Raw genomic sequence first — 15411 nt, 5'->3', positions numbered from 1 at the left:
ATTCATAGAGAATTATAACTTTATCTCTTGGAGGTTTATTATGGCTAATATGGATTACCCGGGCCCTTGCCCCAGTTGTATCGGTATTGATGGTTGCAGCACTGAAGAGGGAAAGAAGCAGGCTGTAAACCATTATTGTAAAGGTCTCGAAATGGAGCTGAATTCATGGAAGGCGCGTCTTTATGATGTCTTAGCCGATGATAAGTCTGAGAATCTGAAAGATCAGATCATAATGCTCAAGTCCACAATGAAAGAACTTGAAGCTGTTGTTGACCAGATGCAGGATATATGTCCCACCAGTCTGGGTGATCAGGAAAAAGTTGTTTCCGGTAAGCTGGAGGACCTGCGGGTTCATTACACCAAGGCTATGGAAGTCCTTGCTCCCGGTTGGTTCGGTGGCTGATTAAATTAGAATAGATTGAGAATGGTAGGCTGGCTTTTCGGAGTCAGCCTTTTTAATTGAAGCAGATAGGGCAGCTCTCTTTCTCTTTGAGGGTTGTTTTTTGCTGGCGTTTAAGGATTGAAGACCGGTTGATGTTGTTTGGAGTGATAATTGTCACCGGACAGACTCTCTTTTTTACTTTTTTTCCTGCCAGCAAGCTAATTGCAGCGCGGACACCGAAGAAACCTATTGTATACGGTTCTTGGGTGATCAAGGCTTTTATCCTGCCGTCTTTCAAACCTTGTATGAGATGATTGTTGTAGTCGAAAGCGATAAACGGGATATCGAGAGATTGAGTGCTTAGAACGTGGTAAACTCCTTCTGAGATAGGCTCGTCCACTGAAAAAATGCCGGCAATGGATGGTACTGAGCTGAGGATTTCGTCAACAGCGATTCTTGTTTCACGTTCACTGCCGTCTTCCATATCAATTCTGATTATTGACCTGCCCGGTCTCAGCTTGTTCATTTTATCGATGAATCCCTGTCCTCGCAAAAAAGAAGCCCCATCCTTTTCAGTGTGCCCGACTAGCAGCAGAGGCCCCTTTCTTTTTATTTCTTTGGATAGTAGCGTTGCGCCTATTTCACCGGATTTATAATTATCAGTCGCAATGTATGTGTGCGGTGCATTGCTGGTAACCGGAGAGTCGATTATAACAATTGCGATTCCCGCCTTTACGGCTTTTTCAATATAAGGATTGAGCTTTTTCATGTCAGTCGGGGCCAATACAATAGCATCAACTTTTTTTTCTGTATAAAATTGCAGTAGATGCTGCTGAGCCTGTGATTTGTTCTGGACCCTCGGTCCGCGCCATATCAGCTTGGTATCTGTGTTTTTTATAGCATCATGGGCACCTGTACAGACCATTTTCCAGAAATGCAGAATTGTCGCTTTGGGGATGACTACTACAGTTTGCTCGGCAAATCCGACTCCGGGATTTATCAGCAGGCATGCTGCAATTATCACTATTGTTAATAGCTTGTAACTGGTAGTGACGATCGTATGGTTAACTAAAGACGTGTGTTTATGCATAGTTAACGGTTTTTGCTTCGGGATTATTCATAGTTAAAAACAATACATTCAATTACGATGGGGCGCAATTTATTTTCGCTTATTCCTAAGCGGGTGCACTAAGGATGAGCGTGATTCTCTACACAGCGTTCTTTTTGAGGAAATGATTGACTATCTCTGATATCATTTTATCTTATTAGTAATGATACCTGTTCTTTTTTGATAATGGAGTGCACCATGCCCAAATTATTTGCATGTTTTTTAAGCATACTTTTTTTGTCAGTAATAATTACTCAGTCAGCTGAAAGCAGAGAGGTAGTGAATATGCAGGAAAATAACTGCAACTATGAAACAGCCACCCTTGCCGGAGGATGTTTCTGGTGTGTTGAGTCCGATCTTGAAAAACTGGATGGAGTGCTTGAAGTTGTATCCGGTTATTCAGGCGGTCATGTGGAAAATCCGACTTATGAGCAGGTCAGCTCCGGTAACACAGGGCATCTGGAATCGGTTCAGGTTTGTTTTGATCCTGCGAAAATAAGTTACGAACAAATATTGCGGGCTTTCATGAAACATCATGATCCGACTGATCCGGGCGGATCGTTCAATGATCGCGGATCGCAGTACACTTCCGCAATTTTCTACCACGATGAGGAACAGAAAAAGACAGCCGGGCGTATTCTGGTGGAAATTGATGGATCAGGCGTATTTGATAAGCCTTTGTCCACAAAGCTAATTCCCTTTGAAAAGTTTTACCGGGCGGAGGAATACCATCAGGATTACTACACTAAGAATCCTGTGCGATACAATTGGTATCGGTTCATGTCCGGCCGTGATTCTTTTGTGGAGGAACATTGGGGAGATAAAGAAGAACCCGCGTCCGCTCCTGCCGAAGTTAGTGCTTATCAACGTCCCAGCGATGATAAGCTGCGTGAAATATTGACTCCCTTGCAGTTCAAGGTAGTACGTAAGGATGGCACCGAACCGGCGTTTGATAATGAATTCTGGGATAATCACCGTGAAGGTATTTATGTTGATGTGGTCTCCGGTGAACCTCTTTTCAGCTCCCGCGACAAGTTTGAGTCCGGCACTGGCTGGCCTAGTTTTACCCGTCCGATTGAAGGGCAGGGAGTTGTGGAAAAGGAAGATAATTCCTTTTTCATGACCCGTATCGAGGTTCGATCCCGCAAGGCGGATTCCCATCTCGGGCATGTCTTTGATGACGGCCCGCAGCCCACGGGATTGCGTTACTGCATCAATTCCGCCGCCTTACGCTTCATTCCGCTGGAAGAAATGGAAAGTCAGGGTTACGGTGAGTTTCTAAAGCTCTTCAAGTAAATAAGCGCAGCCCGATCCATATGTGATCGGGCTGCTTGCGTATTTACTACAGTGTGGTGTAATCCCTTTTCATGAGCCTGCTTTCCATTGTCATACCCAACTATAATTACGGACGTTTTGCCGACCGTTTTTTCAGCTCTCTGGCAGGACAGACCATGGCCCTTGCTGATGTGGAGATTCTTTTTATCGATGACGGAAGCAGTGATGATTCACTTGAGCAGGCTGCTAAGTGGGCGGATAAAATCTCGTGCGGCAGATTTGAAGTTTTTTCACCGCCAAGACGCGGCAGGCCCGGACCGGTACGTAATTACGGTTTGAGCCGGGCCGTAGGTAAGTATCTGCTCAGTTTTGACCCTGACGATGAATTAATGCCCGAATTTCTGGAGACGTGTGTTGATTCGCTGGAATCAGACCCGCGCATTTCTGTCGTTTATTCGGATTACATCGAAACAACCCCTGAAAAGTCATTTGCCCGCGTCCTGCCTGATTTTAAGCCCATGCAGCTGCGAACTCAGAATACCGTGACCCCCTGCGCAATATACCGACGTGAACTTTGGGAGGCGGGAATTCGTTACCGGGAGAATACAGCGTATGAAGATTGGGACTACTGGGTGCAGTGCCTGCTTGCCGGTGGAAAGTTCAAACATATTGCGCGACCTCTTTACGTTCATCATATTCATGAATCAAATTTTTCCCGTCAGGCTGAAAAAGATGATGGTGCAGCCAAGGCATACATTGTTTTAAATAATCCGGGATTCTTTAATCCGGCGGTAGTTAAGTGGGCCGAGGATTATTTTCGGGGCCGTGCCCACGCCCCTTCCTTCCAGCGGGGTATGATTCCAAGCTCAGGCGATTTGATGAAGCTTTCGGACATGATTATTAAAGGCGATATGTAGAATTTGATTTACGGAGATTTTTGATGAAGATTATTTTGACCGGTGTTCTTGCGGCTCTGTTTTTCAGTACCACTTTTGTTCTTAACAGAGCCATGAGTCTAGATGGCGGGCACTGGGTTTGGTCAGCCAGCCTGCGTTATTTCTGGATGCTGGTATTTTTATTTGTAGGCCTTGGGCTGTTCCGCCGTGACTTGCTGCTGCGATCCATCAGACTCTACCTGAAACATTGGAAATTCTGGACTCTGGCGGGGGGAGTCGGGTTCGGTGTTTTTTATGCCCTGATAACTTTCAGTGCTTCATATTCGCCCGGCTGGGTTGTTGCCGCCACATGGCAGACCACGATTCTGGCTACACCGCTGGTTCTGCTGGGATTCGGGAAAAGGGTTCCGCTAAGGGCCATTCTGTTAACTCTGATCATCTTCGCCGGAGTGTTGCTGATAAATATTGAGCGCATGGAATCAAGCTCCTTGAGTGCGGTTCTACTGGGCGCAATTCCTGTCTTTGTCGCCGCTTTTGCTTATCCCTTCGGTAATCAGCTGGTCTGGGAAGCCCGAAACGGCGGCAGCAGCCTGATTCCTTCTTTGGACGATCCGACCATGGATGACCCCTTTTGCAGAGTGCTGCTTCTGACTTTGGGGTCTATCCCCCTATGGGCCGGGCTGATTCTTATAAGTCATCCGCCGATGCCTCAGACCGAGCAGATTTTTAACACCGCTTTGGTTGCTATGTTTTCAGGTATTGCCGCGACCAGCCTGTTTCTTTACGCCCGGCACAAGGCGCGGACAGCGGCAGAACTGGCCGCGGCTGATTGCACCCAGTCCATGGAAGTTCTTTTTTCGCTGGCCGGGGAAGTTATCCTCCTGCATGGAACATTGCCCGGCATACTCGGCTGGTCCGGTATAGCTATGACCATGCTGGGGCTGGTACTCTATCTTCGAGTTCAGAACGTGCGTTAGGCGGTCAGTTCCTGCGCGCTCACCATAGAAGCATAGGTCATTCCAAGTGAAGCCATGAACCCCGCATGGACTTCTGCCGCTTCGGACTTAACTCCGTTGAACTCAAGGGCGGCTCCGCAGCAGGCATCGTGAACTACTGTGCATTGATAGCCCATATCCACTGCTGCGCGGGTGGTGGCGTCCACGCACATGTTGCTCATCATTCCACAGATAACCAGCTCCTGCACGCCCAATTTCTTGAGTTCATCCTCAAGCACGGTTTCCCGGAAGCTGTTAGGGAAATTCTTAAGTACAACAGTTTCATCCTCCAGAGGTTTAACGCATTGGTGGATTTCCGCTCCCTCGGTTCCCGGAAGGAAGAAAGCAGCTCCTTCCTTTGTTGAAATGTGCCTAATATGGATTACCGGCAGGCCGTTTTGTCTGAAGTAGTCGAGAACCCTTGCCGCATTTTCCCCCGCTTGTTCACTGCCTTCAAGAGGAAATCTGCCACCAGGAAAATAGTCGTTCTGTATATCGATGATTATAAGTGCTTTTTTCGTCATTTCTGTCCTCCGTATTAAATATTTTTGTTTCTGTTGATTCAATTCTGACAGAAATCCGTAAAAAAATAAGTGTCAGTATTGACAATAACAGTGCTGAAAATGACAATGTGTCCATGAAAAGTGTTGCAGTTTTAGCTTATGATGATTGTCTGGTCAGCGGAGTTAGCGGTGTTCTGGAGATTTTCAGCATCGCCAATTCACTGAAGCATGAGTCCGGTGGGAAAAATGAATTCAGCGGTCTGGATATTCTAAGCCCGGACGGGAATAGAGTCAGCGGGTACTTGGGAATCCCTGTGTATGTTGGCGGTAGTATTCTCGATCTTCAACCAGATATTCTGGTCCTTCCCCCGGTATTTGGTAAAATAGACGCATTGCTTGATAACAAAGCGCTTATGGATCGTCTCGCGGAACTGGAGAGGCAGGGAACGATTCTCGCCTCGGCGTGTGCCGGATCATTTCTCATGGCCCGTGCGGGAATACTGGAAGGTCGTCCCGCTACCACGCATTGGAAACTGGCGTCTGATTTTTCGTCCCGCTTTGCGAATGTGGATCTCCAGCCCCGGCGGATGCTCATAGACGGGGGAAATTATATATGTGCCGGAGGGGCCATGGCATGGCAGGATCTGGCCCTGCATATTGTGGCAAGATTTATGGGCCGGGAAGTTGCAGCCGGCTGTGCGAAAGTTCTGGTTATGGATTCCACTCGTGATGTGCAGACTCCATATTTCATGTTTGATAGTAAAGCTGCGAAGAGCGGGTTGGTAGATAAGGAAATTCTGCGGGTACAGGAATGGATGCAGGATAATTACTCTCTTGCGGTAACTGTTGCGGTCCTCGCTGAGAAAGCGGGGCTTGGTGAACGGACTTTAATGCGCCGTTTCAAAAAATCTACGGGCATGACTCCGAATAATTATTTGCAGCAATTACGCATCGAAGCTGCGCGTCATCTGCTTGAGGTCAGTTCCAAGGGAGTGGAAGAGATAACAGCTCTGGTCGGTTATGATAACCCCTCATCATTCCGCCGTTTATTCAAGAGTATGACCGGAGTGAGCCCTCGTGAATACCGTGTCCGTTTCAGCCGGCTGAACTAGTTGTTAGTCGGTTCTTTCCTGTTCCCTGTTCTTGCGGAGGGTATCGAAATCTTTCTTCATGTACGGGCGTCCGGGATCAGGAGTTCCTGATTTTTCGCGTATCATATCAAGCTCGCGTTTTTTGCTGTAGAGGAAACGGACCAGATCATACTCAAAGGGCGAACCGGTCTGGTAGTAGCGGAAAGGTACGTTGGCGCGCAGGCTCAACCCGCGTATGGTGGATTCTCCAATACCGATGGCTGTTCGTCCTTCGTCTACTCCGGCAAGGTCGTAAACCCAGTTCATTTCGTACCACAGCAGGGCGAAATCACCCAGAGCACCGCCGGAATCGCGTACACTGGATGGGCCCAGAAGGGGGAGAACTACATATGGTCCGGGGGGCAGTCCCCAAACACCCAGAGTATCGGCGAATCCTGTCTCCATGCTTTTTAAATCCCACATGGATGCCACATCAAATATACCCAGAAGTCCTACTGAGGAGTTGATCAGGAAGCGAGAAAAGGCTCTCGAGGTTTTATCCCCATTGAATTGCAGAATTCCGTTGGTAAAGGATTTTACTTCGTTCAGGTTATTGACCGCGTTGGTCACTCCTTCACGGACCGGCAGAGGCAGCACTGTGGTGTAAACGTTTACTGCCGGAAGATATACGGCCCGGTCAAAACGGGCGTTAAACGAATAGATGTGCCGGTTCATGGCGTCCCACGGGTCATGTACTTCCAGAAACTCAAGGTCGGCTTGCTTGCTATGCGGTTTGCCCGCACGCGGGGCATGGGAGACCGGGGCGATGAATCCCTGTGGTTTCAGGGTCAGCGAAGGGTCTTCTTTTATGATTGTTGCGCAACCCTGAAGCAACAGGGAGAGCAGGATGAAGCTGAATATTTTTTTAATCATTGAATCAGCTCCAGAGCTTTGCGGTCATACGGTTCAAACATCATATTACCGCAGTGACCTCCATGCGGAAAAAGAAAAGCACGGTCACCAAAGGTCTCTTTTATGAATTTCAGATCGGCGTCATTCAAAATGATGTCATCTTCATTGCCGAGAACAAAAATATTATCTGACTTACTGAGGAAGTCCTTAATGCTGCCCAGATCGCAATTTTTTACCAGATCTCCCTTGGTTGTTCCCGGTTTCAGGAACTGCAGGTAGGGCAGCAGAAATTCATCCACATAATCTTCAAAGGAAACAGCCGCGGCAACTCGGAGGTAGGGCATAAGATTATCGCCTATGGACAGATGTTTATTCACCGGGACGATGTATCCGGCATTGAGGCATACATCGGAGCTGAAAATCATACTTGATGAAGACATTCTGAATGCAACGGCAATGATGGCCTTCATGTCCATGTTTGAAAAATTAGTGTGCTGTGAAAGGGCATAAAGGAAGTTGTCATCAAGGTCGACAATGTCGGACTGAACATAGATTTCCGAAAAAGCTTCAATGAGATTATCGATGACTTCGCGTGGAGTTTTATCCCCGAGGTTTTCCGGGCTAAGCCATGAATCAAATCTAAGTGCTGAAGAATAAAGGCTCACCGGGGGATTCAGCATCAGCACCCGCTGAAAATTGAACTCTTTGCGTTCTGAGTCCAGCTTTGCAAGAAAGGCAGAATGCATGGCTCCAAGGCTGTATCCGGTGATGCTGTAGTTTCGGATTTTGTATCCTTTTGCAAGGTCGGCTTTAATCCACTTCATGGCCCGGTAGAGGTCTTCCACATCATAAGGCACGTAACCGGGGGCGGCGTATTTTGAAAAACTGACCACGGGGTTCATATGTGTGGGTGATGAGAGGGCGACTACATGGTAGCCGGCCTCGTAAAAAAGCTGGGTAAGGAAACGCATTTTTGTGGAATCATGTTCCGATCCTGTCCCGGCGATGATAAACAGGAGCGGAGCTTCTTTTTCCTGCATTGCCGTGGAATAGTAATATGTTTCACTGTACCAGAAAATGTCCGGAATTCTGCGTTCATCTATTTCAATTTCACATTCTTCCGGGATGATCGGTTTTTTGAGCTTGTGTCTTAGTTCCGGCGGAGTGCCAAAAATAGTGGCTTTGTAAGGATCGGTAATAGGAAAACGGGCTGGAGTGGCAGAAGCAGAAGCGGTAGCAACTGTGCCGAATATGGTAATTAGCAATATGCAAAATAAGATTAGGTAAGTTTTACCCGGCAAAATAGTTCTTTTTTCCATTTACTATATGTAGCAACAGTCCAAATATTTGTAAAATGGGATTGACACAAAACTGTTTAGCATCTAAACACTAAGACTATGAGAAAGGTAAACGAAGTAATTCCTCATATGCAGGAGATGGGCAGAGTACTTGCTAAGTATAATATGGTGGAGAAGCGCGCTTTTGATTTTGGAATCGGATTAGATTTATATCCGTCTGAAATTCATACCCTTGCTGCTATAGACCGGCTGGGAGGATGCGGTGTGACCGCACTGGCCCAGGAGTCTGGTGTCACTAAGGGAGCCATTTCGCAGTTGGTTAGCAAATTAGTTAAAAAAGGGTTGATAGTTAAAGAGCCAGATCCTGAAAACGGGGCTAAGGTTATATTGAAATTGACCGGGGCCGGAAAAAAAGCCAGCGACAATCATTATGATTTTCATTTAAACCACGACAGTGAGTTTATTGATTATTTACGTGCGATGTCACAGGAGGAGCTGCAAATGTTTGACGAGATCTGTAGTAAAATGAATGAGTGGATGGATAACTATCTAAAATAATTTTTTTAACAATAGTGTTTAGCATCTAAACACTATTCGGAGGTTACATGAATTACCCCATACCTGAACAGGATTTTGCGCCGGTACGCAGTATGATCATGCGCGGAGTGACAGCACAGGTCATAATGGAGGCCGTAAAATTTAAGCTTTTCGATGCGCTTGAGGTAAAGCCGCGCAGTAAAAGCGAACTGGCTGAGTTCTTTGAGTTTGATGAATTAATGCTCGGGTCTATTTTGGATTTATTAGAGTCGTGTAATCTGGTGCAAAAACGGCACAATATTATTTCCAATACTCCTGTTGCCTCTGAATATCTTGTAAGCACTTCGCCCTTATATCAAGGATTGTCGATAGAATTGGTCATGGGTTTTTGTACTGCTGTGAACCATGACATGGGAAATCTGCTGCGCGGCAAAAAGAGCAAAAGAGATGAGAATGATAGCAATTGGTCCGCTGTCGAAGTCATGGAAGGCACTGCGCAGGAGGCTTTGAGCAGCGGTATGCATGAGACTGTCTCCGCCATCAGTTCTTTGCCTGGATTTGGTGATTTTCGGCTTATGGGTGATCTGGGAGGAAATCACGGGAACTATACGATGGCGTTGTTGGAACGAAATCCCAAGATGAACGGGATACTTATGGACCAGCCTCATGTAGTCCCTCTTGCAGAGGAACGGTGCAGGAATATGGGATACGGGAAGAGAGTGAACACGGTCGGACTTGATATGCACAAAGATGAGTTGCCGCAAATGGATTTTGATTTATTTTTTGTTTCACATGTCCTTTATGCCTGCCGGGGAAATATTAAGCCCCTGCTGGATAAGATCGCTAAATCTATTCGTCCCGGAGGCTGGTTTTGCGCCAACCATTATGCCAAGACAGAAAGTCGACTGCCTCCCCAGACAATGGCATCTTTAGAGGTTATCACTACCTTTTCGGGATATTTCTCCCATTTTATAGAACCGGATATTTTGGAAAACAATTTGCGCGATTGCGGGTTCGGTAATTTTAGCAGGACATGGAGCGACTCAAGTAAAGGTATTCTGCTTGTTTCAGCCCAGAAATTGAAATAACCCCGGAAAAATAAGGTCCACCCTGTGTTTACAGGGTGGACCTTTTAGATGATTTTGCAAAATGGAATCAGTCTTCCGGATTTACAAGCATGCGCGGCTCAGGCAGGTATTCTATAATCCACCTTGTCCATTGTTCCGGTTTTATCAGTTCCATGATTTTCTGAGCAATTTCATGGCCTTCAAAAGGTTCTTTGTAATCATCCAGCACCACTGCACCTTTGAATATAGGGCAGAAGTCGCCTTTTTTATACGTCTCTATGGTGAAATCGAACATATCGATAAGGAAACCGTCGAGATTGCCTTTCGCCACCCAGTCGAAAATAATTTCGTAGCCCGGTTTGCTGTGGCGCGAAAATCCGTAGACTTCGGCAGTCTTTTCAATGCCTCTTTCTTCATCACCCATATGAAAATTTTCCGCAGTCACTTCCACATGCGGTTCGAGGTATATCATTTCCAGTGCAAGATCCTGAAATTGTTTCAAGGTAAGAACTTTATTCATCAGTTAAGCCTATTATGTAATTTGCCGCATCCAGCAGGTCGTCAGCGATGTAGTCTGCTTTACCGATGCATTTTTGTTCTTCCTTAAGACCTTTTCCGGTCCGCACCAGAATAGACCCGGCCTTGCGGGCCAAGCCCAGCTCCACATCACAGAGCTTATCGCCGATAACAAAGCATTCTTCGGGGTTCATGCCGAATTCGGCGATGGCCTGATCAAACATGCCTGGCGCCGGTTTGCGGCAATCGCATTTCTGTTCCGGTGCATGCGGGCAGAAGTAGATGGCCTTGAATTCAATGCCGTATTCAGCCAGAAGTTCCGACATACGCCTGTTTACGGATTCCATGTCCGACTTGGCGTAGTAGTTACGCCCGATTCCGGATTGATTTGTGGTCACTATCAAACCGTACCCGGCATCCTGCATGGCTTTAAGTCCCTCTGCGGTATTGGGAAAAAGTTCCACTCCCTCAGGGTCGCTCAGGTAGTGCTTGTCGCGGATAATGGTTCCGTCACGGTCAAGTAAAATATATTTCATATCCATTCTTATTAAAAAAGGAGAACTGAAAAAACAGTCCTCCTTGATAATTGATTTTATTAGTAAATGCTGAACCGAATGCCGGTTGCGTCCTGATCAGTGTATGAAAAGGCCGGATAATCTCCGGATAAATTTTCTAGCCGATTTTTTTCTGGGCGAACTTAAGCATCTTCTCTGCTTCAGCAAAGTTAGGATTGATGGCGAGGGCTTTTTCTGCCGCTTTTGCCATTCTCTCCCACTTCTTCCAGTCGTAGTAAAGACGGCCGGTATTGAAGTAGAGGTATTCATCTTTGTTATTGATTTTGAGGGCCCTGAGGTAATATTTTTCAGCAGCTTCAAAATCTTTCATCTTGCGCAGTACAATTCCGATGCGGTTGTAAAGAAAGATCGCATTAGGATCGTTTTTTAATGCATCTTCAAGGTAATCAAGGGCTTCATTATAAAGTCCGGCCTTGATGAATTTATCTGCAATTTCAGCGCGAAGTTCTGTGTCATCCTTGAATTCCCTGATTAAGGCATTGTAGAGTTTCTGGGCTTCAGAAACTTTGTCCTCTTCGATCAGGGCCTGACCTTTTTCCAGTTGCTCTCTTTTGCGCTTCTCCATTGCTTTGAGGAGTTCCTGCGCACCCGCACTGACATTCTTTTGCAATTCCTGCAGAATCTCGCGCAGTGTTTCAAGGAGTGCTTTCTCCTCGCCGGGAGTGTAGTTGATGATGAGCGGGTAATCTTCCCTGAGCTTTTTATCACTGTTCAGAATGTGAACAGTGCTGTCTACCAGCTCCTGAAATTCTTCTCGCTCGGCTTTCATCAAGCCGCCTTTGAGCATGACCAGCACCGCGTCATAGGCTGACTGTACTGCTGCCATCGCTTTTTGCTGCTTAAGCAGGGAAGGGACGGTTGCCAGCTTTTTTCTGGCGTTAGTCAATTCACCGGACATATTCGTCTCCGACGTATTTAGCGCTTTTTATTTACCGGTTGCTTCTTTTACAAGATTACGGAATCTAGCGAAGAAGTAGCAGCTGTCGTGCGGACCGGGAGCTGCTTCCGGGTGAAACTGGATGGCAATGATAGGTTTGGTCTTATGGGCAAAGCCTTCCAAAGTTTCGTCATTAAGATTTTTATGTGTAACTTTAAGATCGGAACAGTCAGAAATGTCAACGCAAAAACCGTGATTTTGTGAAGAAATCTCAATTTTTTCACTTTCCATGTCCATTACCGGATGGTTGCAGCCATGATGACCGAATTTCAGCTTAAAGGCTTTTCCGCCAAGTGCCTGTCCGAGAATCTGATGTCCAAGGCAGATCCCTGCCACGGGTAGATCTTCGCAGTAGGATTTGGCACTTGCCACAGCATGGTCAAGCACTGCCGGGTCACCGGGGCCGTTGGAAAGGAAGATTGCATCCGGCTCAAGAGCACGAACCTGCTCCTCACTGTAGTGGGATGGCACACAGAGCACTTCAAATCCCTGCTCATCCAGTAAACGCAGAATGTTCCATTTCAGACCGTAATCGATGAGCACCAGATGTGGTTTCTGGGTACTCCAGTTATAACCAGTGAGAACTTCAACCGGAACCGGCTTACCGTCCTGCCATGTGTAGCAGCCTTCGGAAGTCACTTTATCAGCAAGGTTCTGGCCTTCCATTGTAGGCAGTTTTTTAGCCTTCTCGGTCAGCTTTGCGGGATCGAGTTCTTCGGTGGAAATAATGCCGCGCATGGCGCCGTTCAGGCGCAGATGGCGGGTAAGAGCGCGAGTATCAATGCCTTCAATGCCCATGACTCCAGCCTCTATGAGGTAGTCAGGCAAAGACATCACAGAGCGCCAGTTTGATGGATGCTTGCAGCATTCCTTAACGATGAAAGCGGCAACATGGATTTTTGCGGATTCGATGTCTTCTTTGGTGATACCGTAGTTGCCGATTAGCGGATAGGTCATGCATACCATCTGTCCGGTGTAGGAGGGGTCGGTAAGGACTTCCTGATATCCGGTCATGCCGGTATTGAAGATGGCTTCGCCGCCGCATTCACCGGGGCCGGTAAAGGAAGTTCCTTCAAAGTATGTGCCGTCTTCAAGTGCCAGTATGGCTTTCATATTTTCTCCCTCTCAAGAATCTTAATGGCTGTATCCAAGTCCTCGGGACGGTCCACTCCGTGACAGGAGTGTTCGGTAATGGTGACATGGATGGGTATTCCGTTTTCCAGCAGTCGGAGCTGTTCCAGCCTCTCTCTCTTTTCAAGAGGCGAAGCTTCCGTGCCGGCAAAGGTTTCAAGGGCTTCCATGCGGAAGCCGTAAAGGCCGATATGTAGAAGGTAATCCCCGTCGCCCTGATGGGAAAATGGAATTGGTGAGCGAGAAAAGTATAACGCCCGGCCATCTTTTGCAAGTGCTACTTTTACCCGATCCGGACTTAGTGCTTCTTCCGCGCCGATGGGCGAGGCCAGGGTGGTTACCAGCACCCCGTCTTTGGCAAATGGAGAAACCAGTTCCGAAATCATCGCCGGCTCCAGACAGGGTTCATCGCCCTGAATATTAACCACCACGGAATCAGCAGGAAGGTTTAATTTGCGGGCCGCCTCAAGAACACGGTCGGTTCCACTTGTATGGTCCGTTGCGGTCATTACCGCCGGTACTCCGTGTCTTTCTGCCGCTTCGAGGATTATCTCACTATCAGTGGCAAGGACTACCTTATCCATTTCCGGGCATTTGGAGGCACGGTTCCAGACATGCCAGAACATAGGCTTGCCGCAGATATCCGCTAAGGGCTTACCTGGAAAACGGCTCGATTCATAACGGGCCGGAATAATGCCGTAGCATCCGTAACTTATACTCATTTATTTAAAAACCTGTTTGGTGCGCTTCACGCTTTTGTTTATCCGGTTTTGCCTTTGGCGGCTTAAATCCTTCTAAAAAGGTTTTAAAGCCCAAAACTTTTTTAGTAGCCCTTTGCCGCTTTGGTTAGACAGTGGTAGTCTGGCAAAGCTATATGGCGAAGTTTAATGAACGTTTCCATGGTCCCTGAGGGTCCACCGGCGGTAAATCTAAATATTTCTCTTAATTGCTTCACACGCGGCTTCAGTCCCGCCGCGCATTTCTGCAAGGTATTTTTCAAAATCTTTTTTAACCTTTTCAGGCTTGAAGGCTCGTTTGCTTATATCGAGAAGAGTTTGCAATACGCCTTCCCAATCCTTTTCCTGACGGGCCAGTTTCCTTTCAAAAATTTCTTCGCCCACCCATGTGAAGTTTGACCAGTAGGGTCCGATGACCGGTGTTACACCGTGGGAAAGCGGTTCCAGAAAATTCTGTCCTCCCACCGGAGCCAGCGAACCGCCGATGAAGGCCGCGCGGGCGAGGGAAAGTGCGGATTGCATTTCACCGAATACATCCCAGAGTACAACATGTCCGAAGGGTACTGTGTTATCGATTTCAGAACGCAGCACCCATGGCAGCCCGGCGTCTTCGAGCATTTTTTTCCATGCCTCTATACGGTGCATGTGGCGCGGAAAGAGTCCTATTACGGTCTTTGGACGTTCTTTTTTCAGTGATTCAGCCAGCTTGAGGACCTGTGATTCTTCTTCCTTGCGCACGGAACCCAGTATTATGAACGGAGTTTTGGGTCGGAAAATTGATGAGAGCGGATTGGCGGTGTAAGGAACTGCCGCTGCTGTTGCGGTGCTGTCGAATTTGACATTATGCATGGTCGAGACTTTTTCTATCTCAAAAAGAGTCCGGAAGCGGGTGGCATCATCCTCTGATATAGCGAGAATTTCTTCCGGTGCAACCGACTGGAAAAATTCCGGCAGGGCCATATATCCGGCAAGACTTTTTGTGGTCATGCGTCCGTTGACGATGATCACTTTAATGCCGAGATCTTTACATGCGGAAAGGAAACCGGGCCAAATCTCGGTTTCAATCAGCACGACCAGCTTCGGACATACGGCTTCAAGTGCCTTGCGGGCGATATCCGGGCTGTCAAAAGGAAAATAAGTTGCGGATGCGGAAATTTTTCGAGGGTTGGGAGTCAGCTTATAAGCGGTTCTTTCAAGTTCGGAAAGTCCTTGCTCGGTATTGGTGGTCAACAGAAATTTTGTCGGGCTGGGCATGGAAATATTTTCCATTATCCGGGAGGCTATCTTTGCTTCACCTGCTGAGGCGGCCTGAATCCAGACATCCGCGCGAGGCGGCAGGCTGTGTTTCAGGGTCCTGCGATCAAAGTTTTCCTTTAACCTGTCATTTTTCTTAAGGAAAGGAATGGCGGCCTTCCAGCCGAGACTGTAGAGGAATGAAACAGTTTTGAGTTTGAGCGATGCTGACATGTGTT

At 47.3% G+C, this 15411-nt stretch carries 17 protein-coding genes; 7 read left to right on the top strand and 10 right to left on the bottom strand.

Annotated features, from left to right (window positions below):
- The first annotated feature begins 40 nt into the window (after positions 1 to 40).
- The gene (locus ACKU35_RS18770) at positions 41 to 403 is read left to right on the top strand and encodes a hypothetical protein (RefSeq protein WP_319761757.1); all 363 of its coding nucleotides are present in this window, start codon (positions 41 to 43) and stop codon (positions 401 to 403) included.
- 52 nt (positions 404 to 455) lie between these two features.
- Here ACKU35_RS18770 and ACKU35_RS18765 read toward each other — a convergent pair whose 3' ends face one another.
- Positions 456 to 1406, bottom strand: a complete 951-nt coding sequence (locus tag ACKU35_RS18765) for a substrate-binding domain-containing protein (protein ID WP_319761755.1) — start codon at positions 1404 to 1406, stop codon at positions 456 to 458.
- Between the two features lie 282 nt (positions 1407 to 1688).
- On the opposite strand from ACKU35_RS18765, the gene msrB reads away from it, so the two are divergent.
- From msrB to ACKU35_RS18750, 3 genes are all read left to right on the top strand, one after another.
- Positions 1689 to 2786: a peptide-methionine (R)-S-oxide reductase MsrB gene (gene msrB / locus ACKU35_RS18760; protein ID WP_319761753.1), complete on the top strand. Its 1098-nt coding sequence runs from the start codon at positions 1689 to 1691 to the stop codon at positions 2784 to 2786.
- 71 nt (positions 2787 to 2857) lie between these two features.
- Positions 2858 to 3682: a glycosyltransferase family 2 protein gene (locus ACKU35_RS18755; protein WP_319761751.1), complete on the top strand. Its 825-nt coding sequence runs from the start codon at positions 2858 to 2860 to the stop codon at positions 3680 to 3682.
- 23 nt (positions 3683 to 3705) lie between these two features.
- Positions 3706 to 4638: a multidrug resistance efflux transporter family protein gene (locus ACKU35_RS18750; protein WP_319761749.1), complete on the top strand. Its 933-nt coding sequence runs from the start codon at positions 3706 to 3708 to the stop codon at positions 4636 to 4638.
- Here the strand turns inward: ACKU35_RS18750 and ACKU35_RS18745 are convergent.
- Entirely contained in the window at positions 4635 to 5180 is a 546-nt protein-coding gene (locus tag ACKU35_RS18745) for a cysteine hydrolase family protein (RefSeq protein ID WP_319761747.1), read from the bottom strand. The genes ACKU35_RS18750 and ACKU35_RS18745 overlap by 4 nt on opposite strands.
- A gap of 113 nt (positions 5181 to 5293) precedes the next feature.
- Here ACKU35_RS18745 and ACKU35_RS18740 point away from each other — a divergent pair, with 113 nt between their 5' ends.
- Positions 5294 to 6271 carry a helix-turn-helix domain-containing protein gene (locus ACKU35_RS18740; protein ID WP_319761745.1) on the top strand — a complete coding sequence of 326 codons (978 nt, stop codon included), beginning with the start codon at positions 5294 to 5296 and terminating at the stop codon, positions 6269 to 6271.
- Positions 6272 to 6274: 3 nt separating this feature from the next.
- Here the strand turns inward: ACKU35_RS18740 and ACKU35_RS18735 are convergent, their stop codons facing one another.
- Both ACKU35_RS18735 and ACKU35_RS18730 read right to left on the bottom strand, forming a co-directional pair.
- Positions 6275 to 7162, bottom strand: a complete 888-nt coding sequence (locus ACKU35_RS18735; protein WP_319761743.1) for a VacJ family lipoprotein — start codon at positions 7160 to 7162, stop codon at positions 6275 to 6277.
- Positions 7159 to 8406 carry an alpha/beta hydrolase gene (locus ACKU35_RS18730; protein ID WP_319761741.1) on the bottom strand — a complete coding sequence of 416 codons (1248 nt, stop codon included), beginning with the start codon at positions 8404 to 8406 and terminating at the stop codon, positions 7159 to 7161. Before ACKU35_RS18730 ends, ACKU35_RS18735 begins: the two co-directional genes overlap by 4 nt.
- Positions 8407 to 8538: 132 nt before the next feature.
- Between ACKU35_RS18730 and ACKU35_RS18725 the strand changes: the two genes are divergently transcribed.
- Positions 8539 to 8997, top strand: coding sequence for a MarR family winged helix-turn-helix transcriptional regulator (locus ACKU35_RS18725; RefSeq protein WP_319761740.1), 459 nt, complete (start codon positions 8539 to 8541; stop codon positions 8995 to 8997).
- 47 nt (positions 8998 to 9044) lie between these two features.
- On the top strand, positions 9045 to 10064 hold the full coding sequence (locus ACKU35_RS18720; RefSeq protein ID WP_319761738.1) for a methyltransferase: 1020 nt from the start codon (positions 9045 to 9047) through the stop codon (positions 10062 to 10064).
- Between the two features lie 67 nt (positions 10065 to 10131).
- Here the strand turns inward: ACKU35_RS18720 and ACKU35_RS18715 are convergent, their stop codons facing one another.
- From ACKU35_RS18715 to ACKU35_RS18690, 6 genes are all read right to left on the bottom strand, one after another.
- Complete coding sequence (locus ACKU35_RS18715) at positions 10132 to 10563, bottom strand: hypothetical protein (RefSeq protein ID WP_319761736.1); 432 nt, start codon at positions 10561 to 10563, stop codon at positions 10132 to 10134.
- Positions 10556 to 11101 carry an HAD family hydrolase gene (locus ACKU35_RS18710; protein WP_319761734.1) on the bottom strand — a complete coding sequence of 182 codons (546 nt, stop codon included), beginning with the start codon at positions 11099 to 11101 and terminating at the stop codon, positions 10556 to 10558. Before ACKU35_RS18710 ends, ACKU35_RS18715 begins: the two co-directional genes overlap by 8 nt.
- 130 nt (positions 11102 to 11231) lie before the next feature.
- Positions 11232 to 12032, bottom strand: coding sequence for a tetratricopeptide repeat protein (locus tag ACKU35_RS18705; RefSeq protein WP_319761732.1), 801 nt, complete (start codon positions 12030 to 12032; stop codon positions 11232 to 11234).
- Positions 12033 to 12059: 27 nt separating this feature from the next.
- Positions 12060 to 13184 carry a glutamine-hydrolyzing carbamoyl-phosphate synthase small subunit gene (carA, locus tag ACKU35_RS18700; RefSeq protein WP_319761731.1) on the bottom strand — a complete coding sequence of 375 codons (1125 nt, stop codon included), beginning with the start codon at positions 13182 to 13184 and terminating at the stop codon, positions 12060 to 12062.
- On the bottom strand, positions 13181 to 13924 hold the full coding sequence (kdsB, locus tag ACKU35_RS18695) for a 3-deoxy-manno-octulosonate cytidylyltransferase (RefSeq protein ID WP_319761729.1): 744 nt from the start codon (positions 13922 to 13924) through the stop codon (positions 13181 to 13183). Before kdsB ends, carA begins: the two co-directional genes overlap by 4 nt.
- A 207-nt stretch (positions 13925 to 14131) precedes the next feature.
- Positions 14132 to 15406, bottom strand: a complete 1275-nt coding sequence (locus tag ACKU35_RS18690; RefSeq protein ID WP_319761727.1) for a glycosyltransferase N-terminal domain-containing protein — start codon at positions 15404 to 15406, stop codon at positions 14132 to 14134.
- Positions 15407 to 15411: the final 5 nt, after the last annotated feature.

Source organism: Maridesulfovibrio sp. (assembly GCF_963676065.1).
Lineage (GTDB): Bacteria > Desulfobacterota > Desulfovibrionia > Desulfovibrionales > Desulfovibrionaceae > Maridesulfovibrio.
This window is presented reverse-complemented; position numbering and strand designations above follow the sequence as displayed.

Bases quoted from the DNA above. Each gene is read 5' to 3' on its own strand.
- ACKU35_RS18705 (WP_319761732.1), bottom strand. From the start codon at position 12,032: ATGTCCGGTGAATTGACTAACGCCAGAAAAAAGCTGGCAACCGTCCCT.
- ACKU35_RS18740 (WP_319761745.1), top strand. From the start codon at position 5,294: ATGAAAAGTGTTGCAGTTTTAGCTTATGATGATTGTCTGGTCAGCGGA.
- ACKU35_RS18720 (WP_319761738.1), top strand. From the start codon at position 9,045: ATGAATTACCCCATACCTGAACAGGATTTTGCGCCGGTACGCAGTATG.
- ACKU35_RS18715 (WP_319761736.1), bottom strand. From the start codon at position 10,563: ATGAATAAAGTTCTTACCTTGAAACAATTTCAGGATCTTGCACTGGAA.
- kdsB (WP_319761729.1), bottom strand. From the start codon at position 13,924: ATGAGTATAAGTTACGGATGCTACGGCATTATTCCGGCCCGTTATGAA.
- carA (WP_319761731.1), bottom strand. From the start codon at position 13,184: ATGAAAGCCATACTGGCACTTGAAGACGGCACATACTTTGAAGGAACT.
- msrB (WP_319761753.1), top strand. From the start codon at position 1,689: ATGCCCAAATTATTTGCATGTTTTTTAAGCATACTTTTTTTGTCAGTA.
- ACKU35_RS18710 (WP_319761734.1), bottom strand. From the start codon at position 11,101: ATGGATATGAAATATATTTTACTTGACCGTGACGGAACCATTATCCGC.
- ACKU35_RS18770 (WP_319761757.1), top strand. From the start codon at position 41: ATGGCTAATATGGATTACCCGGGCCCTTGCCCCAGTTGTATCGGTATT.
- ACKU35_RS18750 (WP_319761749.1), top strand. From the start codon at position 3,706: ATGAAGATTATTTTGACCGGTGTTCTTGCGGCTCTGTTTTTCAGTACC.
- ACKU35_RS18735 (WP_319761743.1), bottom strand. From the start codon at position 7,162: ATGATTAAAAAAATATTCAGCTTCATCCTGCTCTCCCTGTTGCTTCAG.
- ACKU35_RS18755 (WP_319761751.1), top strand. From the start codon at position 2,858: ATGAGCCTGCTTTCCATTGTCATACCCAACTATAATTACGGACGTTTT.
- ACKU35_RS18690 (WP_319761727.1), bottom strand. From the start codon at position 15,406: ATGTCAGCATCGCTCAAACTCAAAACTGTTTCATTCCTCTACAGTCTC.
- ACKU35_RS18725 (WP_319761740.1), top strand. From the start codon at position 8,539: ATGAGAAAGGTAAACGAAGTAATTCCTCATATGCAGGAGATGGGCAGA.
- ACKU35_RS18745 (WP_319761747.1), bottom strand. From the start codon at position 5,180: ATGACGAAAAAAGCACTTATAATCATCGATATACAGAACGACTATTTT.